Source organism: Thiothrix caldifontis, from assembly GCF_900107695.1.
GTDB classification, from domain to species: Bacteria; Pseudomonadota; Gammaproteobacteria; order Thiotrichales; family Thiotrichaceae; genus Thiothrix; species Thiothrix caldifontis.
This window is the reverse complement of the sequence record NZ_FNQP01000010.1, coordinates 18,575-42,745: the sequence shown is the minus strand read 5'-3', so window position 1 is coordinate 42,745 and position 24,171 is coordinate 18,575. Positions and strand designations below refer to the sequence as shown.

The following is a 24,171-nucleotide window of genomic DNA, read 5'->3' as shown; positions in this document are numbered from 1 at the left end:
CCTATTCCTGTGGTTTGCGGGTCGATTGCGACGTTGCCATTGAGAAATTGGTCAACCCCAACCGTCCGGCGATGTCCATTGCCGTCACGACTGCTTGATAATTGACACTGGCATCCGCCGAAATGACCAGTGGCGGGGTGTTATTTCCCATCTCCTCCAAAGTCATGCTCATGGCTTGGAACAGCGTTTCCGGCTGGTTGTTCAGCACTTCGCGTCCATTAATATAGTAACGCCCTTGCCCGTCGATCAATAACTCCAGCTTGTCTTCAGCGGAAGCACTTGCCACGTTACTCGCGGTGGGCAACTCAATCTTGAGTTCAGCGTTCTTGTCAAAGGTAGTCGTGACCATGAAAAAAATCAACAGCATGAATACCACATCAATCAGCGAGGTCAAGTCCACCTTGCTTTCACTGCGTTCACGGGTACGAAACTTCATGCAGGTTTACCCCCGCGTGGTAGCGGTGCTGATGCAGGCGCTGGGCGTGCTTGAGACGCTGCTGGCGTGCTCACCGCAGAGCGAGCGGCGGCTGGCGCTGGTGTTATTGCCGCCGGTAAGGTTTTGCGGCTGGAATTAGCAATTTCAATCAAACGCAGCGCTTCGCGTTCCATAATCGCCACATAGCTATCGACTTTTGCCTTGAAATAGCGCTCGAACACCAAGGTGGTAATTGCAATCAACAAGCCGACGACCGTTGTCACCAATGCCTCGGAAATCCCGCCCGCCATCTGCTGCGGATTGCCCACCCCAGCGGTATTGATCGCACTGAAAACCCCGATCATCCCCAGCACGGTTCCCAGCAAACCCATCATTGGCGCAATCGTAATGATTGTACCCAAGGCTGGCAGGTAACGTTCCAATTCTTGTACCACGTGCCGTCCGGCTTCTTCGACGTTTTCTTTCATAATGTGGCGTGGCAATTCGCGGCTTTCCAGCCCTGTTGCCAAAACACGCCCCAGCAACGAACCGTTGCGTAGTTCATCGACTTGCACATCCGCCAGCTTATTGATACCAGCAAGTTTGCGAGCACGTTCAATATCGCTGGAAGGCACAACCTTACTAACACGCAACGACAAAAAACGCTCAATAATAATCGCTAATGCAATAATCGAACTCAGAATCAGGGGGAACATCATAATCCCGCCAGATTTGACTAATTCAAACATATCTAATCATGCCTCATTTTTTTATGATTCAGCCCACATGGTGTATGATTGGTAACTGTTAATACAACTATACCAATAAAACCTTTACACAGTGTACTGTCGATCATGAGAATAACAACAACTGCCCCTGTAAACCTGCCGTCGTTACCGTTGCGCTATCTTTGGCGTTTGGGCGAAGATGACCATCTACGCACAAACTGTAATCAAACTGTCACATCTTGCGTCTATGGTTGCACGCCATCACCAACAATACCGAACACGGAACAGGATGTTATCATGCAGGAAAATGCTGCACCCGACCTGAATAACCCCGATTACTACCTCAATCGCGAACTCAGCCTGCTTGCCTTTAACCGCCGCGTCATGGAGCTGGCGCAAGACCCGCGTGTACCGCTACTGGAACGTCTGCGCTTTCTGTGTATTTCCAGTGCGAATATGGATGAGTTTTTTGAAGTCCGGGTAGCCAGTCTCAAGCAACAGTTGCAACTGGATGTCGCCTCCATTGGTGCAGATGGCTTAACCCCAACGGCAGCATTGAGGCAAATTACGACCACGGCACACGCACTGGTTGAATCCCAATACAAACTGTTGAACGAATCCATCATTCCTGCGCTGCGCCAAGAAGGCATTTACTTTGTACGTCGTACCCATTGGGATGAACGGCAACTGGCTTGGCTATCGGATTATTTCGACCGCGAACTCATGCCCTTGTTGAGTCCACTGGGGCTAGACCCCGCGCACCCGTTCCCTAATGTCATCAATAAAAGCCTGAATTTCATTATCAGCTTGCAAGGTACGGATGCCTTCGGGCGTGAAATTGATACCGCCATTGTGCAAGCACCGCGCAGTTTGCCACGCATTATCCGTCTGCCCGAAGGCATGGCTGCCAGCAATGACAGTTTCGTGTTCCTTTCTTCCATCTTGCACGCTTTTATTGATCGGCTGTTCCCCGGCATGGAAGTGTTGGGCTGCTACCAATTCCGCCTCACCCGCAACAGCAATATGTACGTGGATGAGGAAGAAGTCGACGATCTGTTGCAAGCCATGCAAGGCGAATTGCCGCAACGCAATTACGGCGCGGTGGTGCGTTTGGAAGTCGCCGACCATTGCCCAACGGACAATATCGAATACCTGATGGAACAATTCCACCTGTGTGAACAGGATGTTTACAACGTCAATGGCCCAGTCAACCTTAACCGCTTAATGGCCATTGCCGATTTGGTGGATCGCCCTGACTTGCGCTTTCCACCGTTCCGCCCTGCCCCATCGGTCGCTGAGCGTCACCCGGATTTGTTTGAACGCATCAAACACAGCGATGTCTTGATGCATCACCCTTACCAAAGTTTCCAAACGGTGCTGGATTTTATTGAGCAAGCCGCCAAAGACCCCAATGTATTGGCGATTAAAATGACGCTGTACCGCACCAGCAAACAATCCGAACTGGTCAAGCACCTGATTCGGGCAGCACGCTTAGGCAAAGAAGTCACGGTGGTAGTCGAATTGCGGGCGCGTTTCGATGAAGAAGCCAATATCGGGCTTGCCAATCAATTGCAGAATGCCGGGGCGCACGTGGTGTATGGCGTGGTGGGTTACAAAACCCATGCGAAACTGTGTCTAGTGGTGCGGCGCGAAGGTCAACACTTACGCCGTTACGCCCACCTTGGCACAGGCAACTATCACCCCGGCACGGCACGGATTTACACCGATTTTGGTTTGCTCACCTGTCAAGCAGACATGACCGAAGACGTGCACAAAGTCTTCCACATGCTCACGGGCCTGGGGCGAATGCGCGACCTGAAATATTTGCTGGAAGCGCCATTCACCTTGCACCTCGCGATCATGGATAAAATCCAGCGTGAAACCCAACACGCCTTAGCAGGTAAGCCCGCGTTGATCCGCGCTCGCATGAATGCCTTGATTGAACCGCAAACGATTAGCGCTTTGTATCAAGCCTCGCAAGCGGGTGCAAGGGTGGAATTGGTGGTACGCGGGGTGTGTTGCTTGCGCCCCGGCATTGCGGGCATTTCCGAAAATATTCATGTGCGCTCGGTCATGGGGCGGTTTTTAGAACACCCACGGGTGTTTTATTTCCAGAATGCCGGTGATGAGGAATTGTATTGTTCCAGTGCGGATTGGATGCCGCGTAATTTCTTCCGCCGCGTGGAAGTGGCTTTCCCGATTCTGGATCAGAAACTGCGGCAACGGATTATTCACGAAGCATTTGAATTGCACTTGCAAGACAATACGCAGGCGTGGGAATTGCAGGCTGATGGCACATACTTGCGCCAACAACCTGAGGGGGAGGAAGCCGCAGCTATTAACGCTCAACAGCAACTCTTAAAACTGCTGGGCAATGGTTAAGACGCTGCGAGCGTTTGCCTGACCGGTGCAAAGCTACGTCGATGAATCGGCGTAGCGCCAAACTCACGCAATGCCGCTAAATGTGCCGCCGTTCCATACCCTTTGTGTTTAGCAAACCCGTATTGTGGGTAAATCGCATCCAATGCCACCAACTCCGCATCACGCACCACTTTTGCCAGAATCGACGCCGCACTGATTTCCGCTACCGTTGCATCCCCACCGACAATTGCCTGCATCGCATACGTCGATACGGGGCAACGATTACCATCAATTTTGACCAAATCGGGCTGAATCGCCAAACCTTCTAATGCCCGTTGCATCGCTAAAAATGTTGCTTGCAAAATATTGATCTGATCAATTTCTTCTACTTCCGCCCGTCCTAAGCTCCATGCTAAGGCTTTGGCCCGAATCTCAACCGCCAACTGCTCACGACGCTTTGCCGTGAGTTTTTTGGAGTCATTCAAGCCAACGATTGGCTGGTTTGGGTCAAGAATAACCGCAGCCGCCACTACTGCACCTGCCAATGGCCCTCGCCCCACCTCATCCACGCCCGCAACCACCATTAGGCTTTTCTCAACACAAAGACAGAAGCTGGGGGAATATTGAAAAAGACCGTACTCACCCGTTGCACCTTAAAACCTTCACGTTGTAAACGCTCAAACAAACGAATTTGCCTAATAAAGGGTGTATAACTCATCTGCACAATCGTCGAACCACTATTGAGCGCATCGCGGAACTGTTCCACCAACTTTTCAGAATAAAACGGCCCGGTCACCGGCATACACGACACCATGATGCAATTGGCTAAGCCTGCGTCACTGTTATCAATCGGCAGGGTGAAAAAATCTTGTGCCAGTAACGGCGTATTTACACCAAAACGCTCATGAAACTGACGCACAAACGCTGGGTGCTTTTCCACAAAGGAAAATGGCACAGGTGTTTGCATGAAGTATTGCGCCACCACCCCGCTACCCGTGCCAATAAAAATACCGCGTGTATAGTGAGAAAAGTAGCGTGCCGCCACTTCAAACATTTTTGCGCCAAATTGATCACTGGAACTGATAACAGAGCCAGTGTGTTTAAGTTTGGTAAGGTAGACCATGGTGTAGTGTCTCTACGATTTTTTAACCGAAAAATGGGTAAGAATGGCATTAGCGGCACTGGCACTCGCGTTTTGGCGCAGTTGTGCGTGTAATGCTTGAAAACGTTGCAGAATGTAGCGTTGGCGTTCAACAGGTAGGGTAAACAAATTTTCTACTGCCTGCACGAGATTCAACGGGGTGACCTGCTCTTGAAGCAGTTCTGTTACCAACGCCTCATTAGCCAAGTTGTTGGGCAAGGTCACAAAACGAACTTTCAACAAATGGAAGGTACGAATCAACCACGCCGTCAACGGGGCAACGCGATACGCCGCGACCATCAAGCGCCCGGCTAACATGCCTTCCAACACCGCTGTACCGGACGCTAACACGATATAATCAGCCGCTTGCATCAAGGTACGCGATTGCCCATCTAACACGGTGAGACTAAGATCAGGTGCTACTTGTTGACGTACCGCCTCTAATTCTTGCCGTAACCGAGGCGTTGCAGCCGGGGCCACCAAACATAAATCAGGGTAACGCTGTTGCAATTGCCAAGCCGCTCGCAAAAAATCAGGGGCAAGACGGCGCACTTCCCCACTGCGACTACCCGGTAAAATAGCCAGAATACGCTGACGGCACGGCAAATCCAACTGTTCGCGGGCTAGTTCACGCCTCGCATCAAACGCCACTTCGTCTGCAAGGGGATGCCCGACAAACTCAGCCGTCATGCCATGTTCACGGTAAAAATCCACTTCAAACGGAAACAACGTTAGCATTAAATCAATATTGCCACGCATTTTGCGCACCCGTTTAGCCCGCCACGCCCATACAGAAGGACTCACGTAATGCACGGTAGGAATACCCAAAGCATGTAATTTGGCAGCAAGAGGCAAGTTAAAATCAGGTGCATCCACACCGATGAATAAGTCGGGGGGATTCGCCTGCCAATGCCGTAACAACTGCTGACGGATAGACAGCAGCTCCGGCAAATGTGCTAAAACCTCTACCAACCCCATAACGGAGAGTTTTTCTAAGGGAAATAAGCTTTGGCAACCCGCTGCTTGCATTTCACTGCCTGCAATGCCTTCAAATTCAAGCTCAGGAATACACTTACGTAAAGCAAGAATCAAACGAGCCGCCAGCAAATCACCTGACGTTTCTCCAGCAATGATGGCAATACGCTTCATGCGTTAACGGATCAGCCCCCGCTGACTATTATGGCAAAAATCAAGCAACAAACGAATATCAGGATATTCGCCGTAATCCACATCAATTTTGGCGAGTGCTTCCTGAGTCGTCAGGTTGTGGCGGTAAAGAATGCGGTGCGCTTCTTTAATACGATGAATAGCTTCCATGCTGTAACCACGGCGTTTTAAACCTTCCATATTGATACTGCGCGGTTCAGCGGGTGCACCTGTCACCATGGCATAGGGAGGAACATCCTTGCCGATAGCTGACCCCATACCCGTAAAAGCATGTTCACCAATGGTGCAAAACTGGTGGACCAAGGTAAACCCACCCAAAATCACCCAGTCACGAATTTCTACGTGTCCGGCTAAGGTCGCACTATTCGCAAAAATAGTGTTATTGCCGATAACACAGTCATGAGCAATATGGACATAAGCCATAATCCAGTTGTCATTACCAATGACGGTTTTGCCCTTATCCTGTGCTGTCCCGCGATTCAAGGTGCAACATTCACGGATCACATTGCGATCACCGATAATCAATTCGGTGAGTTCTCCATTGAATTTTTTATCCTGAGGCGCTGCCCCAACCGAGGCAAACTGGTAAATCTGGTTTTCCGCGCCAATGCGTGTTGGTCCCTCAATCACCACATGCGAACCAATACGTGTCGCAAGACCGACGCTGACATCAGCACCGATCACGCTATACGCCCCCACTTCCACACCATCAGCCAGTTGCGCAGCAGGGTGCACAATCGCCGTGGGATGAATCAGGCTACTCAAGCAACCGTCTCTTTTTTCGCCGCGCACATGAGTTCAGCCGACACTGCAAGTTTACCATCGACCCGTGCTTCCGCATTGAAGACCCACATAATGCCTTTACGCTTCACTAGTTCAACCTTCATCACCAACTGATCACCAGGAACAACCGCTTGTTTGAAACGGGCTTTATCCACTGCCACCAACAAGTATAGGGTATCGTTTTGTGGTTCCTCACCCATGGTGCGGAAACCGAGTAAACCTGTCGCTTGAGCCAACGCTTCAATAATGAGAACACCCGGCATAATCGGCTGATGTGGAAAATGCCCATTGACCCACGGCTCATTCACCGTAACGTTTTTAATTGCGGTCAAAGATTTGCCGACTTCATATTCCAACACACGATCTACCAATAAAAATGGGTAACGGTGCGGCAAGTAATTTCTAATTTTTTCAACGTTCATTGTGCCCATAGCGGTTCAAGTACTCCCTTTATTTTGTAAAGCCGTTAGTTGTTTTTCCAACTCCTGTAAACGGCGTGCTAATTTATCCAACTGGTTAAAACGCACTGCGTTCTTACGCCAGACAGCATTTTCCTCTATTGTCGTACCGGAGGAATATACCCCTGGTTTAGTAATCGAATGCGAAACCATGCTCGTACCTGTTACCACAACATGATCCGTAATACTCAAATGCCCAGCAATCGCACACATGCCTGCAATTTGACAATACCTGCCAATTTGCACACTACCCGCAACCGCTGTACAAGCAGCCATTGCCGTGTAATCACCAATCTGGGTGTTATGCCCAATCTGGATCAGGTTATCGAGTTTCACGCCGTTACCAATCACGGTTGACCCCATAGCTGCACGGTCAATCGTCGTGTTTGCGCCAATTTCGACATCATCGCCAACCACAACATTACCGACTTGCGGAATCTTAAACCATGTTTTCTGATCGGGGGCAAACCCAAAACCGTCAGCACCTAAAACTGCACCAGAATGAATAATACAGCGCTTGCCAATGTAAGTATCAGCATACAAGGTAACGTTAGCGTGCAGCCAGCTCCCATCGCCAATGACACAACCGTCACCAATGACACAACCGGCTTCAATCACTACATCTGCGCCTAGCTCAACCCCGTCACCGATCACCACACTAGGATGAATCAGCACCGCAGGGCGCACAGCAGGGTAAAGCAGGGTCACGGCTTTAGCGTAAGCAAGATAAGGATTCGGGTTGACAAGGCAGTTACCCTGATAGGTTTGCGCCATATCCGTGGGCAAAATCAAGGCACTGGCTTCAGACGTTTGTAGATAATGGCGGTATTTGGCATCACGAATGTAGCTGAGGTCGCCTGACACGGCTTTCTCAATGGAAGCAACTGAATACAAGCGTAACTGAGCATCACCTCGTATATCAGAATCTGTGTATTCTGCTAATTCCTGTAACGAGAAACCCTTTGGCATGGCTTTCATTCCTGTTTACCCGCAGGCTCTAACGTCTGTTGCGCTTGAAACTTTTGTTCCAAATGCAACATAACTTTGGCAGTAATATCAATACGGTCACTGGCAACAATGTAATTACTTTCGCGCAACACGATGTCGATTTTCTCTTGCTCACGTACCTCACCAATAGCTTGAATAATACCTGCTTGCAAGGTATCGATGGCCATATCACGAGCACTGCGCACTGCCTCACGGAAATCTTCCATTTCACGGGTATATTTGCGCTGTAAATCACGCAACTCGCGTTGACGCTGTACTTTTTCAGATTCCGACAAAACACCGGCTTCACTACGGGCAGTTAGCTCATCTTCTAATTGACGAATGGCTTTTTGATCAGCTTCCAATTTTTGCTCACGCGGCACAAAATCCAACTTCAACTTAGCATCCGCTGCTTTAGACTGGGGCGCGTTTTCCAGTAAACTGGCAACATTCACAATGGCAATGCGCACGGAATGTTGGGCAACCATGTCATCGACTGCCACCACAGGCTGACCCCAAAGAATCACTACCCACAACCATAACGCACTGGCTTTTAGCATGATTTAGAACGATGCCCCAATACTAAATTGTACTTTTTGCTCTTTATCACCGTCTTCAGCATTCAAGGGTTTAGCGTAACTAACCTCAAACGGGCCAATCGGTGACAACCACACGGCACCTACACCGGCTGAGTAACGTAATTCATCCGCTTTAAAATCACCGGTATCATTGAATACATTGCCAGCATCCACAAAGGTGCTCATTTTTAGACCTTTAACATCTTCAGCCAAGGGCACTGGAAACTGGACTTCAGCCGTAGTTGTTACCAACAAATCGCCCCCAGTCGGGTCGTCTTTCTCATCGCGTGTCCCTAATGAACTTTGGTCAAAGCCACGCACACTGTTGATACCACCCGCATAATACTTATCAAAAAATGGCAGACTATCGAGATCACCGCCGGTATTACTGGTGCCGACTTTGCCCTTCACCGCGAAGGTTACATTGTCAGTTAGCGGCTTATAAGCTGCACCGTCATAGCTTAACTTCTGGTATTGCAAATCGCTGCCCGGCGCAGACGCTTGCAAAGAGACTCGATGGCGCTGACCTTCCGTAGGGAACACAGTACGGTTGCGGGTATCGTGCACATAACTAACGGTTACCGGTAATTGGGTATATTCATCCCCATTGGTTGCCACAAAGTCTTTAATGCGCTGGGCTGGATCGCTACCAAGAACAATTTCACGCTTCTCAGCACCGACGCTGGCATACACAGAATCATGTTCACTCAATGGCACAGTGTAATTAACGCTACCACCGTAACGGTTGGATGCATAGCTCGAAATATCTTCTGCCTCTGCATCGTATTCTTTGTAATAGGTACTAAAACCACGGCTGATACCATCCGGTGTATAGTAAGGGTTGGTGTAACCGATGCTGTAATTTTTGTTGACCTTGCTGTTATCAACGTTTACATCCAGCTTTTTACCCGTCCCCATGAAGTTGTCTTGATTCAGGTTGACGTTGAACAATACGCCTTGAGACTGTGAATAGCCCGCACCTACCCGAAACTGGTTAGAGGAACGCTCCTTCACGGTGACAATCAGGTCAACTTGGTCATTAGTGCCTGCTACCGGCTCGACTTCAATGGTCGCTTCTTCAACATACGGTAAACGTTGCAAACGGGTTTTAGAACGCTCTACCTGTTCTTTTGAGAACCATGAACTTTCTACCTGACGCAATTCACGGCGATAGACTTCATCCTTGGTACGGTTATTCCCGCGAATGTCGATACGCCGCACATAAGTGCGCTTACCCTGATCGACTGACAACAAGATACCCACTTGCTTATTGGCTTCATCAAAATCAGGGGTTGCCGCAACTTTGGTGAATGCATAGCCTTGCGCACCGAGCTTGTTGGACAAGTTTTTGCGCGTTTCTTCCAAGGCTTTTTGCGAAAAGACTTCGCCCTTGCGCAACTTAACCGCTTCACCCAATTGCTCTGGTGACAATCCCGGATTACCTGCCACGCTGACATTGCCGATGCGGTACTGATCACCTTCGTTAACACTGACATTCAGAAAAATATTTTTCTTGTCCGGTGACATAGACACATCAGCCGAGGTGATTTCAAAATTGATATAGCCACGATCACGGTAGAAACTGTTCAGCGCATCCAAATCTGCCATCAGCTTTTCTTTGGAATACTGGTCACTATCGCTCAAAAAAGGAATAGAAAATGCGCCGCGTGGCCCAGACTCCAATTGTTTCAACAATACAGACTCTGGAAAGGCTTTATTGCCGATAATATTGACTTTCTGAATACGGGCAACATTACCTTCATTGATATTAATCTTAACCGCTACTCGGTTACGTGGCAGCGCTTCAATGGTGGTCTTAATGTCAACACCGTAATGCCCCATGCCTTGATACTGCTCTTCCAGTTCGCGCTGAATCGTTGCCAAGGCTGCTTTATCGAGCGTGTCACCTTTGCTGATATTGCGCAGTTTCAAGACCTCCATCAGCTTCTCAGTTGGAATCTTGCGATTACCGGTGATCGTTAACTCACCGATGGCAGGACGTTCCACCACGTTTACAACCAACACATCACCACGGCGACCCAGTTGCACATCTTCAAACAAACCGGTCTGGAACAACGAACGGATAGCCTCCGCCGATTGTGCATCGTTGAACTGTTCACCAACACGGGCAGGCAGGTAATTCAGCACAGTACCCGCCGCAATACGCTCTAAACCATTCACTTCAATGTCGCGTACTACAAAGGCAGCAGCCCAAGCAGCTTGAGAAACAGCCAACAAACAGCTTACCGCTGAAATTACAAGTGTGTGTTTTTTCATAATTAATTTAATAACCGTGTAATGTCATTATACAAAGCAAGCACCATCAATCCGCCAATGATTGCCATTCCTACCCGGAAACCTACCGCTTCCGTTTCTGCTGACACAGGACTACCTTTTATCCACTCAAGCAGATAATAAAACAAATGCCCACCATCCAACATCGGGATAGGCAATAAGTTCAATACCCCAAGGCTAATGCTCACAATCGCGAGAAAACCAAGGTAAACCGTAAAACCAATCGAAGCAGTAACACCCGCATATTGCGCGATAGTCACCGGACCACTGATATTATTCAACGAAACTTCGCCCGTCAGCATTCGTCCCATTAATTTTAATGTCACTACGGACATTTGCCAGGTTTTTTCCACACCGCGCCCTAAAGACTCCACCAAACCATATGATTGGGTGAAATACACTTGTTCACGCAAACTGGCAGGTGGTGGAGCTAATTGCGCCCCGATGGTTGCGGTTGCTACACCACTAGCTGGGTTAATACGTGGCGTGAGGTTTAACGTATGAACTTTACCTTCACGCTCTACCGTTAATGTTACTGGCTGGTCAGCATGTTGCTTAACATATTCAATGAAAGCACGCCCACTCGTCGGCTTAAGAGTATCTATTTGCAGGATTTTATCGTTCGCTTGTAAACCTGCTTGTGCAGCGGGGGTATCGGGTAACACTGCATGAACCACCACATCGTAAGGTGGCAACCAAGGATTCAAACCTAGCTTATCCAATGCCCCAGCTTCTTCCTTAAACATCGCCACACCCATAAGATTTAACTCACGTTGTACGGCTGTACCCTCTTGCGTTTTAGCGCTTAGTAGCAATTGTGGCGATTTCAGGTATTCATCAATCAATAACATGCGCATGTCTTCCCATGAAGTCGTCGCAATACCGTTAATTGCCGTGATTTCATCACCGGGCTGGAATCCAGCCAACGCCATCGGGGAATCTTTCACCACATCGACATACGGGCGCATCGCATCCTGACCGATCAGATTCACCATCGCATAGATCAGAATAGCCAGAATAAAGTTTGCCATGGGGCCTGCGACCACAATCGCCGCACGCTTCCATAATTTTTGACGATTAAACGCACGCGGCAAATCATGCTTAGGAATTTCGCAACCTTCCTCGCACTCACGTTCATCAAGCATTTTGACATAACCACCAAACGGTAATGCTGCTACCACGTATTCAATCTGATCAGCGTCTTTGGAAACACGCCGCCACAGCGGTTTGCCAAAACCAACCGAGAAACGCAATACTTTGACGCCCAGCTTGCGGGCGACCCAGAAATGCCCGAATTCGTGTACTGTTACCAATATACCAATCGCGACGAGAAATGCAGGAATTATAATCAACAAGTTCATGATTTAATGTATTTTCTTGTTTTTTATCCAAGATAGTGAACGCAAACGGCTTTCCTCATCCTGAATAAGTATCTCTTCGAGGTTCATCGGTGTGCCTGTTGATGCTTGATGCATCACATCCTTCACCAGCACCGGAATATCGGTAAACCCGATCTCCCGCCCCAAGAAGGCTTTAACTGCCACTTCATTTGCCGCATTGAGTGCAATCGTGGCGTAACCACCCCGCACATGGGCATCATAAGCCAGTTGCAGACACGGAAAACGTTCCTTGTCCGGCTGTTCGAAATCCAGCCTTGCGGTAGCAAACAAATCCAGCGGTGCTACCCCAGACGTCAAACGCTCAGGCCATCCCAACGCATACGCAATCGGGGTACGCATATCCGGGTTGCCCAACTGAGCCAACACCGAACCATCATTATAGGACACCATCGAATGAATGGTACTTTGTGGGTGTACTACTACCTCCACCCGCTCCGCTGGAAGACCAAATAACCAGCAAGCCTCAATCACTTCCAAACCTTTATTCATCAAGGTCGCAGAATCCACCGAAATCTTTTGCCCCATCGACCAATTGGGGTGTGCCACCGCCTGTTCAGGGGTAATACTCTGCAAAGCACTAGCAGGCCACAGACGAAATGGGCCACCCGAAGCCGTCAGCAAGATCTTCTCAACCCCATTATTACCATTAGTTGGTAGACACTGAAACACCGCATTGTGTTCACTGTCAATCGGCAACAATTCGGCACCATGCTCCCGCACTGCGTCAATGAACAATTGCCCAGACATTACCAACGCTTCTTTATTTGCCAGCATCACCCGCTTACCCGCACGCGCAGCGGCTAAGGTTGGCACCAAACCAGCAGCCCCTACAATGGCAGCCATCACATAATCCGTATCGGGGCTAGACGCGACCATATTCAAGGCTTCTGCTCCGCCTAACACTACAACCTCACTGCCAACCGCTTGCAAGCGCTGTTCCAACAAACCAGCCGCTAACAAATCGACCATGACGGCATAACGTGGTTGAAAGCGCACACATTGCTCAAACAACTTATCCACATTACTGTTGGCGGTCACAGCAAACACATGGAAACGCTCGGGGTGACGTGCCAATACATCTAGGGTACTTACCCCGATGCTGCCACTTGCACCTAAAATCGTAATGCCTTTAGATGCCACGATAAATCCCCAACCACAGCAAACCCAGTACGAATAATGGTGCAGCAGCTAACAAGCTATCAATTCTATCCAGAATTCCACCGTGTCCTGGTAAAATCCGCCCGCTATCTTTCACGCCTGCCTCACGCTTCAGCAAACTCTCAAACAAGTCACCTGCCACTGACATTAATACCACAAACATCGACAACACCATGAAAATCGTACTCTTTCCTTCAGGAATAGCCAGCCAAAAAACAGCAAGCGAGGCCCACACTGCGGTCACAACAACCGCACCTGATACGCCCTCCTTGGTTTTGCCGGGGCTTAAATCCGGTGCCAGCTTATTTTTGCCAAATGCCCGACCAGTAAAATAAGCAGCCGTATCCGCCAGAGCGATCAATGTAATCAAATAGATAACGTAGTTATAGTGCATCACATGCAACTGCATCAACGCATACCAAGCAGGCAATAACACTAAGATGCCAGACAAACGCATCGCCAAAGCATGTTTTTTATAAAAACCAGCATTACGCGGGTAAATTTTCAGTGCCACCAACACGAGAAGCCACACTGGAATACTCACAGACAACACCCATACGGGGTCAGGTCGAATAAATACCAACGGAATCGAAGCCGTTAAAATCATCATTGTGCCTGCCATGCGTTTTTCTGGCAGATAACACCCAGTCAACCCCGCCCATTCCCAAGCACCCAAACCAACAATGAACATTAATGAAAACAAGCCAAACAACTCGGTTGGCAAAAAACGAATACCAGCAAACACTAATAAAATCAGCACCAACCCTGTAATAACCCGTTGTTTAAGCATGTTTTCCTCCTGATACCTGCTCACCTGTCATTCCAAAACGCCGTTGCCGACGCGCAAAATCCTGAAAGGCATCGCGCAAGCACTGCTCATCGAATTCCGGCCATAATACATCGGTGAAATACAATTCCGCGTATGCCAGTTGCCACATCAAAAAATTACTGATGCGTTTTTCTCCACCTGTGCGAATAAACAAATCAGGTTCCGGTACACCATCTGTGGATAGCAAACGGCTGAACGCTGCCTCATCTAGCGTCGCCATATCCACCTCACCTGCGGCAATTTGGCTGGCAACGGCGCGTACCGCTTGCAAAATATCCCAACGTCCGCCGTAATTCGCCGCAATTAGCAAGCGCATTCCGGTACAAGTCGCCGTCATCGCTTCAACTTGCTGAATTTTCTCCTGCAAACTGGCAGAAAACCCACTGCGATCACCAATAAAGCACATTTTGACGTTATGCCGAAACAGCGCTGCCGCTTCACGTTCTAGCGCAGACATAAACAGTGACATCAAGCCGCTGACCTCCTCTTCCGGTCGCCGCCAATTTTCACTGCTAAAAGCAAACAGGGTTAGGCATTCCACCCCGGCGTCACTGCACCCACGAATAACCTTACGGGCAGACTCTACCCCACGATGATGCCCCATTAAACGAGGAAGATAACGTGCTTTTGCCCAGCGCCCGTTGCCATCCATCACGATAGCAACGTGCCGAGGAACCGCATCTTTTGGCGTTGTATTTGTCATTCAGGCCCCATGCCAACGCCACCTACGACTAGGTGGCGATAGCAATCAAACTTCCATCAATTCTTTTTCTTTCTTTTCCAGCACGACTTCCACTTCCTTAATGAAATGGTCAGTCAGTTTCTGGATCTCATCCGCTGCACGGCGTTCTTCATCTTCAGAAATTTCCTTTTCCTTCAACAGTGCCTTAAAGTCCGAGTTAGCGTCACGACGAATATTGCGAATAGCCACTCGCGCCCCTTCAGCTTCACTTTTTACCACCTTGACCAAATCGCGGCGGCGCTCTTCGGTCAATGCAGGCAATGGCACACGAATCGCATTACCATCATTCGCGGGATTCAAACCAAGGTTAGACGTCAAAATGGCTTTTTCAATCTTGGAGGCCATCTGTTTTTCCCATGGCACGACTTTTAACGTGCGAGCATCTTCGGTGCTGACATTCGCCACTTGGCTGAGAGGAACTTCTGAACCGTAATAATCCACCGTAACCTGATCCAACAAACTGGGATGCGCACGACCAGTACGAATTTTAGTCAAATCATTGCGCAGGGCTTCAATGCTTTTCTGCATCCGCTGCTCTGCATCTTTTTTAATGTCTGCAATCATTACCTTAAACCTCAACCAAAGTCCCAATATTCTCGCCACAAACGATTGCAGCAAGCGCCCCCGGTGCGAACATATCGAACACACCCAAGGTAAGTTTATTGTCACGGCACATAACCATGGCCGTTAAGTCCATCACGCCCAATTGGCGCTGAATTGCTGTCTCGAAGGATAACCGATCAAAGCGTTTAGCCGCAGGATTTTTTTTCGGATCAGCATCATAGATACCGTCCACTTTGGTCGCCTTCAACAGCAAATCACATTGTAGTTCAACCCCGCGTAAGCTGGCAGCCGTATCCGTCGTAAAAAATGGATTACCACTACCTGCCGCACAAATAACGATGTCACCCTGCTCCAAATAACGGCGTGCCTGATGGGCGGAATAGCGTTCACCCACCTGATCAATACCCAATGCAGTCAACACCCGGCAATTACCCTCCAGTTTCTCGATAGCATCCTGCATGGCAAGGGAATTCATCACTGTCGCCAACATGCCCATTTGGTCGCCCCGCACACGATCCATGCCTTTTTCTGCCAAGCCAGCGCCACGGAATAAGTTACCACCACCAATGACGATAGCCACTTGTACACCGGAACGTTGTACTGCAAGAGCCTCGCCTGCGACGCGGTAAAGGATGTCAGGATCAATGCCGAAATCTTGGTTGCCTAAAAGGGCTTCACCGCTGAGTTTTAACAGAATACGACGAAAACGGGGTTTAGGGCTGAAAACTGTAGATGACATAGGTGCGCCTGCTGCTGTTAGGTAAAATGAATGTATTTATACAGGTGACAGCAAAAAGGGGCAACCAGTGCCCCTTTTTGAGAGAAGAGCCGCTAGGCGCTTCGTTAGTTCCCTGCCGCTACTGCCGCCGCTTGCGCAGCGACTTCATCAGCAAAGTTTTCCTGTTTCTTCTCAATGCCTTCACCAACCTCCAGACGCACGAACTGGGTAATGTTCGCACCTTTGGATGCCAGCAAATCGCCAACAGTTTGATCAGGATTCATGACGAACGGCTGACCAACCAAGGTGATTTCGCCCAAGAATTTCTTCATGCGGCCGACCACCATCTTTTCAGCGATGTCGCGTGGCTTACCGCTTTGCATAGCGATGTCGATCTGAATTTCACGCTCACGCTCAACCATCTCGGCGGGTACACCAGACTCGTCTACACAAGCCGGGCGGCTGGCAGCAATGTGCATAGCAATGTGCTTGCCCATTTCTGCTTCACCGTTTTCGATGCATACAACCACACCAATACGTGTACCGTGCAGGTATGAAGCGATTTGACCACACTCACCGGCATGAACCAACTGGAAACGACGTACCTGAATATTTTCGCCAATTTTAGCGATCAGGGCAGTACGGTTTTCTTCTACGGTTTGACCGTTTGGCAGTGTCAATGCAGACAAAGCTGCAACATCAGCCGGTTGTGCTTTCAAGGTTACCAAACCAACTGCATCGGCGAATTCAACAAAGTTGCTGTCATTCGCAACGAAGTCGGTTTCGCTGTTAATTTCAACGATAGCCGCCGTTTTTGCATCGTCAGCCAATGCTACGATGACACGACCTTCCGCCGCAACACGACCGGCTTTCTTGTCAGCTTTCGCTGCACCGGATTTGCGCATCAGGTCGATAGCCGCTTCCATGTCACCATTGGTTTCAGTCAGGGCTTTTTTGCATTCCATCATGCCTGCGCCAGTACGTTCGCGCAGTTCTTTCACCATTCCAGCAGTAATTGCCATTGGGATAACTCCTTGTTTGAACGGGCTGGCTTATTCGCCAGCAGCGTCGGTAGTCGTTGCGTCGTCAGCAGCCACTTCTTCCGTGCTAGCAGGAACTTCAGGTTCTGGGGCAATAGCCGCCGCCGTATGACCTTCGTTAACCGCATCAGAAGCAGCAGAAACATACAATTGGATAGCACGGATCGCGTCATCGTTGCCCGGAATGACATAATCAACACCTTGCAGGGAGTTGTTAGTATCCACCACGCCGATGACCGGGATGCCCAGCTTGTTAGCTTCTTGAACTGCAATTTTTTCGTAGCCTACGTCGATCACGAAAATCGCATCAGGCAGGCCACGCATGTCTTTGATACCGCCAAGGCTGCGCTCTAACTTTTCAGATTCGCGAGTCAGCATCAGCACTTCTTTTTTACCCAGTTTCTGGAAAGTGCCGTCTTCAGCCATTTTTTCCAGATCTTTCAGGCGTTTGATGGATTGCTTAACGGTTTTGAAGTTAGTCAGCATCCCACCCAACCAGCGGTGGTTAACATAAGGCATTTTGCAAGCCGTCGCCGCATCCTGAACCGCTTCACGCGCAGAACGCTTCGTACCGACAAACATGATTTTACCACCTTTGGCAGCCAACTTACCGATGAAGTTGGTCGCATCATTAAACATTGGCAGTGTCTGCTCAAGGTTGATGATATGAATTTTGTTGCGTTCACCAAAAATGAACTGGCCCATTTTAGGGTTCCAGTAACGGGTCTGGTGACCGAAGTGAACGCCTGCTTCGAGCATTTGGCGCATAGTAACTTTAGGCATGAGAAGCTCCTGTATGGGTTATGCCTCCATACATCCCGGCAAACGCAACTTGTTTTTAAGGCAAGCACCCTGCGTGTCGTGTCGATGTATGTGTGGATTAAATGTAAAACTATTTGCGGAATTCGCGGGCGCTTTATACCATGAAACGCTTTTGAGTGCTACCGGGAACAACCACAAATGGCGAAGACACAACGAGATCAGGCAATAACCATCAAAACGGCGGATGAAATCGCCAAAATGCGGGTAGCAGGCAAACTAGCAGCCGACGTATTGGACATGATTGGGGAATACGTCAAACCTGGAGTGACCACCGACGAACTCAATCGAATTTGCCACGACTACATTGTCAATGTACAACAAGCAATTCCAGCACCGCTGAATTACGGTGAACCACCTTTCCCTAAATCCATCTGCACATCCATTAACCATCAAGTTTGCCATGGCATCCCCAGTGACAAAAAACTCAAAAATGGCGATGCTTTAAACATTGATATTACCGTCATCAAAGACGGCTACCACGGCGACACCAGTAAAATGTTTCATGTCGGCGAACCCACTATTGCAGGCAAACGCCTGAGCCACATTACCCAACAATGTATGTACCTCGGCATTCTGGAAGTGCGCCCCGGTGCGCCACTCGGCAACATTGGCAAAGCTATCCAACGCCACGCCCATGCACATTTATACAGTGTGGTCGAGGAATTCTGTGGGCACGGCATCGGTAGCCGCTTCCACGAAGCACCGCAAATCTTGCACTACTACAGCAAAGACAGCGACAAAATCATCATGGAAGCAGGCATGATTTTCACTATTGAACCCATGATCAACCAAGGCAAACGTCACCTAAAAATCCTGCCTGATCAATGGACAGCCGTTACCAAAGACCACAAATTGTCTGCTCAATGGGAACACACCGTGTTAGTAACAGACGATGGTTTTGAAATCCTGACGCTACGTGAAGAAGAAGCTAACTGGCGTAACACCCTATGATGCCTACCAATCCTCTATTAGCGGTTTATGACCGGCTGCTCGAACGTGACACGCTCCACATTGCCGATTACGCCCAGGCTATCCGAGATGCACGTAAACTGCTATGCGAAGAGTTTCATGCAAACAAAGATATTCGCCTGTTGCTAGCGGATCATGCTGAATTCATTGACATACTCTTGCAGCATTTGTGGAGTTTAAACGGGATTCCTCAATACCACCGTGCCACGCTGATTGCCGTCGGTGGCTATGGCAGACAGGAGTTACACCCAGCGTCGGATATTGACCTGCTAATCCTGCTGACCGAAACACCGGGGGAAGAATGCCGCGAACGCCTATCTTCCTTCATCACCCTGCTGTGGGATGTTGGTTTGGATGTGGGTCACAGTGTACGCACCTTAGATGAATGCCTAGAAACTGCGCGTGAAGACCTGACCGTTATCACCAACCTGATTGAGTCGCGTTACCTCAGTGGCAACGAAAAGCTGTTTATGCGTTTACATGAAGCCATATCCACCGAGCACATGTGGAGTAGCCGCGAATTCTTCCAAGCCAAACTGGAAGAGCAGCAAAAGCGTTACCTCAAGCTGGGTGACACCTCGCACCGTGTCGAACCCAACCTCAAGGAAGGACGCGGCGGCTTACGTGACATCCAAACGATCAGTTGGGTGACGTACCGCGAATATGGCACGCTTTCCTTACAAGAACTCTACGAAAACCGCTTACTGGAATACGATGAGTTTGAAACCTTGCGGGAAGGCCGCTTATTTCTGTGGCGCATTCGCTTTGCCCTGCATGAGCTGGCTAAACGCAAAGAAGACCGCTTGCTGTTTGATTACCAGCGCAGCCTTGCCCACTTATTCGGCTATACCGATGACACCAATAATGCGGCAGTCGAAGCTTTCATGCAGCGCTATTACCGCACCATCACCGAGTTAGAGCGCCTCAGCGACATGCTGATGGGGATTTTCCGTGAACGTATCCTCACGCAACACCCGCCACTACCGGAAATGTTGGGCGAATGGTATCAGAAACGTGGTAACTTGATTTCGGTCAACTCACCCGATGTTTTTGTGCTGTACCCCACCGCCTTGCTGGAAATCTTCCTGTTACTGCAAATGACACCGGGGGTCACAGGGTTAACACCGGATACTACCCGCCTGATTCGCCACAATTTACACCGGATTGATGCCAGTTTTCGCCAGCAAGCGCGTCATCGGCAACTGTTCATCCAAATCTTGCGCCAACCCAAGGGCATTACGTTTGTGATGCGCTTGATGAATCGCTACGGCATCCTCGCGGCGTACATCCCGGCGTTTGCCAATATTGTCGGGCGGATGCAGTACGACCTGTTCCACATGTACACGGTGGATGAGCATACCCTGTTTGTATTACGCAATGTGCGGCGATACAGCACCGCCGTTGGTGCTCAAGAACTCCCCTTGTGCGCAGAAGTCTTCAAAACCCTGCGTGACCCAGAATTATTGTATTTAGCGGGGCTGTTTCACGACATTGCCAAAGGGCGTAACGGCGACCATTCTGAACTCGGCGCAAGCGATGCGTATGATTTCTGCCGTGAACACGGGCTTAACTTGCATGATGCCTCCTTGGTTAGCTGGCTAGTCCGTCATCACTTACTCATGAGTATGACAGCGCAACGCAAAGACATCAGTGACCCGATGGTGATTCAGGAGTTCGCCGGAATTGTGGCCTCGCAAAGCCGCCTCGATTGCCTGTTTTTGCTCACGATTGCGGATATTCGCGGCACAAATCCCAAACTGTGGAATGGCTGGAAACAAGCCTTGCTACACGAGCTTTACCATTCCTCCCGCCGCGTGTTGAGCAATCGCACCCTGCTGTCGCGTGAAAGCACACTACTGATTGAAGAGAAACGCAATGCCGTATTGGAGCCACTCTTGCTCGAAGGCTTTAGCGAAACCGAATGCTTAGCACTCTGGAACCAATTTGGGGCGGATTATCACCTGCAACATTCCGTGGAATCGGTGTTATGGCATACCCGCCATATTCTCACTGAAGCTGCCCTCAAGCCCACCTTGATCCATATCCGGCGCACGGTATCGGGTAGCAGCAATGTATTATTTGTGTACAGCAAAGACCGGGACGATCTCTTCTCACGGGTAGTCTCATCGTTAGAACAGCTTAATCTCAACGTCGTGCAAGCGCGGATCGTCTCCACCACTGAAGGTTTCGATCTGTATACCTTGCACATTCTTGGCCCTGACAATCAGCTCATTATCAATGATCTTGACCAGCAACACATTATTGATACCTTGACTGAAAATCTCGAACGCGAAAAACCTTACCACCCCGTGCATCGCAAACCCCGCATTCTGTGCAATTTCAATGTGCCAACGCGCATTTCCTTTAGCCAACAACCCGAAAAAAACCTGACATTGCTGGAAATCAACGCGGGCGATATGCCAGGGCTGCTATCTCGACTGGGTGAGGCAATGGATGGCTTAGGTATCCGGGTGCATAACGCACGTATCAATACCTTAGGGGAACAAGCGCAGGATATTTTCTATGTCACGACACGCGACTGTGAAATGATTGTAGATGAAGAGCAACAAGCACAAGTCCGGCAAACACTGGAGCAAGCGTTACAGGTAGGCTGAGTTCTTATTACGGTAATCAAGGCGTGAATAAACACGCCCTGATTACAGACTCCACGATTACTTAGCGGCTGGTGCTGCTGGTACAGCAGGCGCTGGTGGTGCTGGCGGCATATCGACTGCTGGAGCCGCTACCGCAGGCGCTGCTGAAGCAGCCGGTGCTGGTGCTGTCGTTGTGGCAGGCACTGGAGCGGCAGCCGGTGCTGCCGCTTTTGCCGCAGCTTGTCTTTCCGCCGCAGCCTTACGCTGCTCTTCTACTTTCTTGAAAAAAGCATCAGCTTGGGCGCGTTGCATTAACATCTGTTGATACATTTGCTCAAAACTTGGGGCTTGCTGCATAGGGGCAGCACCATAACCATAACCCGGCATCATCGGCATTTGCATTTGAGGCATTTGCGCTCCCTGCGGCATCATGTTGTTAGGCATACCACCGTAACCGCCCCATGGGTTGTTACCATAACCACCTTGTGATGAATTACCCGTACCGTACACATTGTTATAGGCATTACCGTAGCCATAACCACTGCCTTGCAGATTGCTCGCGCCATCGCCACGCCCACTACCTGCCATGTCACTTGCCATATCTGTTTTACCTTTACCCTTCAGGGTAATGGTGAAATCAACCTCACCATCAGCATCACCTTTGCCGCGCCCAAATCCAGAAGCATCACTGGCACCACTGCCATAACCCTGACCATAACCACTGGTGCTACCTTGACCAGAGCCGGAACCCTGACCGACACCACTGCCATTGTCAAAACCATCCGTAAAGTCAGCCACTGCCAAACTGGAAATAGCAAGTCCTGCGATGAAAAGTGCTGTTTTAGTGTATTTCATGTTACCTCATCCTCTCTTAAACGGTTGTTATCCTACTGCTACAGGATAAACGAAATCTGCCCTAACGTCTCGTGCTTTGACGCAGCAACAATATAATGCTGCATTTGCAAAGAGATGTACACTGACATGAGACTGATCTTGTAGCAGATCATTGGTGAGGCAAGCGAGACTGTGATACATTATTAATCACAAAAACATTTGTGAGGAAACCTTGTGATGCATCCTATCAAACTTGTATTAGCAACCATATTAGCGACCACCTTAAGTGCCTGTACTGAAACCAAACCTGACCCCGTTGTACCGATAGTCGGCGGAGACCGGGATACCCATGGGTGTATTGGTTCCGCCGGATACTCTTGGTGTCAAGCTACCAATCAATGTGAACGACCTTGGGAATTGGCGCAAAAAAATCAGTTTGCCTTGACACCAGAAGCGTTCGACACGTTTTGCCAAAACAAAAAATAGATATGAGATAAACCTAACCGTACCAATGTGTTTTAGTCTGTGAAAGGATAATCCGTATATCCCAGCGCAAAATCCAGCGATCCCATCGGATAGAAGGTATTAAAGTTAGGCGGATTTAACGGCAGATTTTCCTGCAAACGGCGCGGCAAATCGGGGTTGGCAATGAATGCCTTACCAAACGCAACCGCATCTGCATTCCCCGCATCCAATACCTGTTGTGCAGTTTGTGCATCAAAATTTTCGTTGGCGATGAAAAAGCCGCCGAATGCTTGTTTCATAGCAGGGCTAATGCTGTCATCGCCCGGCGCTTCACGGGTAAAAATGAAGGCAATGTTGCGCTTACCTAACTCTTGCGCCACATAGGTGAAGGTTGCCAGCGGATTGGAATCACCCATCGTGTGCGCATCGCAACGCGGCGCAAGATGCATTCCAACCCGTGAAGCGCCCCATACGTCAACCACTGCATCGGTTACTTCGAGCATTAAACGCGCCCGATTTTCCAGCGAACCACCGTAAGCATCGGTACGTTTATTGGTGCTATCTTGCAGGAATTGGTCAAGTAAATAGCCGTTCGCACCGTGAATTTCCACCCCATCAAAACCGGCCAGTTTGGCATTTTCCGCGCCTTTGCAGTAAGCGGCGACAATGCTCGGAATTTCGTCGATTGCCAACGCACGGGGTACTTCGTACTGTTTTTCAGGGCGCACTAAACTGACATGCCCCTCGGCAGCAATCGCACTTGGTGCAACCGGCAATTCACCATTTAAATAGCTGGAATCAGAAATACGCCCAACGTGCCAAAGCTGCAAGAAAATCAACCCACCCGCTTGATGTACTGCATGGGTGACCAGCTTCCAACCTTGGACTTGTTCATCCGACCAAATCCCCGGCGTGTCAGGGTAACCAACACCCATCGGCGTGACAGAGGTAGCCTCAGTCAAAATCAATCCAGCAGTAGCACGTTGCTGGTAATATTGCGCCATCAGCGTGTTGGGAACACGCCCTGCACTGGCACGGCAACGGGTAAGTGGAGCCATGATAACGCGGTTGCGTAAAGTGAGGTCACCCAGTTGAGCACTGCCAAATAATGAAATCATGAGAA

Annotated in this window: 23 protein-coding genes; 3 read left to right on the top strand and 20 right to left on the bottom strand. The window is 49.5% G+C overall.

Annotated features, from left to right (window positions below):
- Nucleotide 1 precedes the first annotated feature (1 nt).
- Both BLV87_RS09675 and BLV87_RS09670 read right to left on the bottom strand, forming a co-directional pair.
- Nucleotides 2-436: an ExbD/TolR family protein gene (locus BLV87_RS09675; RefSeq protein ID WP_093068061.1), complete on the bottom strand. Its 435-nt coding sequence runs from the start codon at nt 434-436 to the stop codon at nt 2-4.
- Nucleotides 433-1,164, bottom strand: coding sequence for a MotA/TolQ/ExbB proton channel family protein (locus BLV87_RS09670; RefSeq protein WP_093068058.1), 732 nt, complete (start codon nt 1,162-1,164; stop codon nt 433-435). Before BLV87_RS09670 ends, BLV87_RS09675 begins: the two co-directional genes overlap by 4 nt.
- A 276-nt stretch (nt 1,165-1,440) precedes the next feature.
- On the opposite strand from BLV87_RS09670, the gene ppk1 reads away from it, so the two are divergent.
- Entirely contained in the window at nt 1,441-3,525 is a 2,085-nt protein-coding gene (ppk1, locus tag BLV87_RS09665; protein WP_093068055.1) for a polyphosphate kinase 1, read from the top strand.
- Here ppk1 and rnhB read toward each other — a convergent pair.
- The 16 genes from rnhB to rpsB all read right to left on the bottom strand — a co-directional run bounded on the left by rnhB (nt 3,522) and on the right by rpsB (nt 18,147).
- Nucleotides 3,522-4,088: a ribonuclease HII gene (gene rnhB / locus BLV87_RS09660; protein ID WP_093068052.1), complete on the bottom strand. Its 567-nt coding sequence runs from the start codon at nt 4,086-4,088 to the stop codon at nt 3,522-3,524. The two genes, ppk1 and rnhB, sit on opposite strands and share 4 nt — an antisense overlap.
- Nucleotides 4,088-4,627, bottom strand: a complete 540-nt coding sequence (locus tag BLV87_RS09655; RefSeq protein ID WP_093068050.1) for a hypothetical protein — start codon at nt 4,625-4,627, stop codon at nt 4,088-4,090. The genes rnhB and BLV87_RS09655 overlap by 1 nt, the downstream gene beginning before the upstream one ends.
- Before the next feature lie 12 nt (nt 4,628-4,639).
- Nucleotides 4,640-5,794, bottom strand: a complete 1,155-nt coding sequence (gene lpxB, locus BLV87_RS09650) for a lipid-A-disaccharide synthase (RefSeq protein ID WP_093068047.1) — start codon at nt 5,792-5,794, stop codon at nt 4,640-4,642.
- Nucleotides 5,795-5,797: 3 nt separating this feature from the next.
- Nucleotides 5,798-6,568 (bottom strand): acyl-ACP--UDP-N-acetylglucosamine O-acyltransferase, encoded by a 771-nt coding sequence (gene lpxA, locus BLV87_RS09645; protein ID WP_093068346.1) that lies wholly within the window; start codon nt 6,566-6,568, stop codon nt 5,798-5,800.
- Between the two features lie 5 nt (nt 6,569-6,573).
- Nucleotides 6,574-7,026 (bottom strand): 3-hydroxyacyl-ACP dehydratase FabZ, encoded by a 453-nt coding sequence (gene fabZ, locus BLV87_RS09640; protein ID WP_093068044.1) that lies wholly within the window; start codon nt 7,024-7,026, stop codon nt 6,574-6,576.
- A 6-nt stretch (nt 7,027-7,032) separates the two neighbouring features.
- Nucleotides 7,033-8,022: a UDP-3-O-(3-hydroxymyristoyl)glucosamine N-acyltransferase gene (gene lpxD / locus BLV87_RS09635; RefSeq protein WP_093068041.1), complete on the bottom strand. Its 990-nt coding sequence runs from the start codon at nt 8,020-8,022 to the stop codon at nt 7,033-7,035.
- Between the two features lie 5 nt (nt 8,023-8,027).
- Nucleotides 8,028-8,600 (bottom strand): OmpH/Skp family outer membrane protein, encoded by a 573-nt coding sequence (locus BLV87_RS09630; protein WP_093068039.1) that lies wholly within the window; start codon nt 8,598-8,600, stop codon nt 8,028-8,030.
- A gap of 3 nt (nt 8,601-8,603) precedes the next feature.
- The gene (gene bamA, locus BLV87_RS09625; protein WP_245706983.1) at nt 8,604-10,856 is read right to left on the bottom strand and encodes an outer membrane protein assembly factor BamA; all 2,253 of its coding nucleotides are present in this window, start codon (nt 10,854-10,856) and stop codon (nt 8,604-8,606) included.
- Nucleotides 10,857-10,897: 41 nt separating this feature from the next.
- A complete protein-coding gene (gene rseP / locus BLV87_RS09620) occupies nt 10,898-12,274 on the bottom strand; it encodes an RIP metalloprotease RseP (RefSeq protein WP_093068034.1) in 1,377 nt (458 codons plus the stop codon).
- Between the two features lie 3 nt (nt 12,275-12,277).
- Nucleotides 12,278-13,453, bottom strand: coding sequence for a 1-deoxy-D-xylulose-5-phosphate reductoisomerase (ispC, locus tag BLV87_RS09615; protein ID WP_093068031.1), 1,176 nt, complete (start codon nt 13,451-13,453; stop codon nt 12,278-12,280).
- Entirely contained in the window at nt 13,443-14,261 is an 819-nt protein-coding gene (locus BLV87_RS09610) for a phosphatidate cytidylyltransferase (protein ID WP_093068029.1), read from the bottom strand. Before BLV87_RS09610 ends, ispC begins: the two co-directional genes overlap by 11 nt.
- Nucleotides 14,254-15,003: a polyprenyl diphosphate synthase gene (uppS, locus tag BLV87_RS09605; protein WP_093068026.1), complete on the bottom strand. Its 750-nt coding sequence runs from the start codon at nt 15,001-15,003 to the stop codon at nt 14,254-14,256. The genes BLV87_RS09610 and uppS overlap by 8 nt, the downstream gene beginning before the upstream one ends.
- A gap of 45 nt (nt 15,004-15,048) precedes the next feature.
- Nucleotides 15,049-15,606, bottom strand: coding sequence for a ribosome recycling factor (gene frr / locus BLV87_RS09600; protein WP_093068023.1), 558 nt, complete (start codon nt 15,604-15,606; stop codon nt 15,049-15,051).
- Nucleotides 15,607-15,610: 4 nt separating this feature from the next.
- The gene (pyrH, locus tag BLV87_RS09595) at nt 15,611-16,345 is read right to left on the bottom strand and encodes a UMP kinase (RefSeq protein ID WP_093068021.1); all 735 of its coding nucleotides are present in this window, start codon (nt 16,343-16,345) and stop codon (nt 15,611-15,613) included.
- Between the two features lie 104 nt (nt 16,346-16,449).
- The gene (gene tsf / locus BLV87_RS09590; RefSeq protein WP_093068018.1) at nt 16,450-17,346 is read right to left on the bottom strand and encodes a translation elongation factor Ts; all 897 of its coding nucleotides are present in this window, start codon (nt 17,344-17,346) and stop codon (nt 16,450-16,452) included.
- Nucleotides 17,347-17,376: 30 nt separating this feature from the next.
- Complete coding sequence (gene rpsB, locus BLV87_RS09585; RefSeq protein ID WP_093068015.1) at nt 17,377-18,147, bottom strand: 30S ribosomal protein S2; 771 nt, start codon at nt 18,145-18,147, stop codon at nt 17,377-17,379.
- 177 nt (nt 18,148-18,324) lie between these two features.
- Between rpsB and map the strand changes: the two genes are divergently transcribed.
- Nucleotides 18,325-19,137 (top strand): type I methionyl aminopeptidase, encoded by an 813-nt coding sequence (gene map, locus BLV87_RS09580; RefSeq protein WP_093068012.1) that lies wholly within the window; start codon nt 18,325-18,327, stop codon nt 19,135-19,137.
- Nucleotides 19,134-21,770 carry a [protein-PII] uridylyltransferase gene (gene glnD, locus BLV87_RS09575; protein ID WP_093068010.1) on the top strand — a complete coding sequence of 879 codons (2,637 nt, stop codon included), beginning with the start codon at nt 19,134-19,136 and terminating at the stop codon, nt 21,768-21,770. The genes map and glnD overlap by 4 nt, the downstream gene beginning before the upstream one ends.
- A 57-nt stretch (nt 21,771-21,827) precedes the next feature.
- Here glnD and BLV87_RS09570 read toward each other — a convergent pair whose 3' ends face one another.
- A complete protein-coding gene (locus BLV87_RS09570) occupies nt 21,828-22,604 on the bottom strand; it encodes a hypothetical protein (protein ID WP_093068007.1) in 777 nt (258 codons plus the stop codon).
- 497 nt (nt 22,605-23,101) lie between these two features.
- Nucleotides 23,102-24,166 (bottom strand): alkene reductase, encoded by a 1,065-nt coding sequence (locus BLV87_RS09560; RefSeq protein ID WP_093068002.1) that lies wholly within the window; start codon nt 24,164-24,166, stop codon nt 23,102-23,104.
- Nucleotides 24,167-24,171 lie beyond the last annotated feature (5 nt).

Excerpts from the sequence above, each read along its gene's own strand:
- BLV87_RS09655 (WP_093068050.1), bottom strand. The coding sequence starts at position 4,627 with ATGGTCTACCTTACCAAACTTAAACACACTGGCTCTGTTATCAGTTCC.
- BLV87_RS09670 (WP_093068058.1), bottom strand. The coding sequence starts at position 1,164 with ATGTTTGAATTAGTCAAATCTGGCGGGATTATGATGTTCCCCCTGATT.
- BLV87_RS09570 (WP_093068007.1), bottom strand. The coding sequence starts at position 22,604 with ATGAAATACACTAAAACAGCACTTTTCATCGCAGGACTTGCTATTTCC.
- uppS (WP_093068026.1), bottom strand. The coding sequence starts at position 15,003 with ATGACAAATACAACGCCAAAAGATGCGGTTCCTCGGCACGTTGCTATC.
- BLV87_RS09675 (WP_093068061.1), bottom strand. The coding sequence starts at position 436 with ATGAAGTTTCGTACCCGTGAACGCAGTGAAAGCAAGGTGGACTTGACC.
- BLV87_RS09630 (WP_093068039.1), bottom strand. The coding sequence starts at position 8,600 with ATGCTAAAAGCCAGTGCGTTATGGTTGTGGGTAGTGATTCTTTGGGGT.
- lpxD (WP_093068041.1), bottom strand. The coding sequence starts at position 8,022 with ATGCCAAAGGGTTTCTCGTTACAGGAATTAGCAGAATACACAGATTCT.
- rnhB (WP_093068052.1), bottom strand. The coding sequence starts at position 4,088 with ATGGTGGTTGCGGGCGTGGATGAGGTGGGGCGAGGGCCATTGGCAGGT.
- fabZ (WP_093068044.1), bottom strand. The coding sequence starts at position 7,026 with ATGGGCACAATGAACGTTGAAAAAATTAGAAATTACTTGCCGCACCGT.
- BLV87_RS09610 (WP_093068029.1), bottom strand. The coding sequence starts at position 14,261 with ATGCTTAAACAACGGGTTATTACAGGGTTGGTGCTGATTTTATTAGTG.
- map (WP_093068012.1), top strand. The coding sequence starts at position 18,325 with ATGGCGAAGACACAACGAGATCAGGCAATAACCATCAAAACGGCGGAT.
- BLV87_RS09560 (WP_093068002.1), bottom strand. The coding sequence starts at position 24,166 with ATGATTTCATTATTTGGCAGTGCTCAACTGGGTGACCTCACTTTACGC.
- lpxB (WP_093068047.1), bottom strand. The coding sequence starts at position 5,794 with ATGAAGCGTATTGCCATCATTGCTGGAGAAACGTCAGGTGATTTGCTG.
- frr (WP_093068023.1), bottom strand. The coding sequence starts at position 15,606 with ATGATTGCAGACATTAAAAAAGATGCAGAGCAGCGGATGCAGAAAAGC.
- pyrH (WP_093068021.1), bottom strand. The coding sequence starts at position 16,345 with ATGTCATCTACAGTTTTCAGCCCTAAACCCCGTTTTCGTCGTATTCTG.
- glnD (WP_093068010.1), top strand. The coding sequence starts at position 19,134 with ATGATGCCTACCAATCCTCTATTAGCGGTTTATGACCGGCTGCTCGAA.
- rpsB (WP_093068015.1), bottom strand. The coding sequence starts at position 18,147 with ATGCCTAAAGTTACTATGCGCCAAATGCTCGAAGCAGGCGTTCACTTC.
- tsf (WP_093068018.1), bottom strand. The coding sequence starts at position 17,346 with ATGGCAATTACTGCTGGAATGGTGAAAGAACTGCGCGAACGTACTGGC.
- ppk1 (WP_093068055.1), top strand. The coding sequence starts at position 1,441 with ATGCAGGAAAATGCTGCACCCGACCTGAATAACCCCGATTACTACCTC.
- rseP (WP_093068034.1), bottom strand. The coding sequence starts at position 12,274 with ATGAACTTGTTGATTATAATTCCTGCATTTCTCGTCGCGATTGGTATA.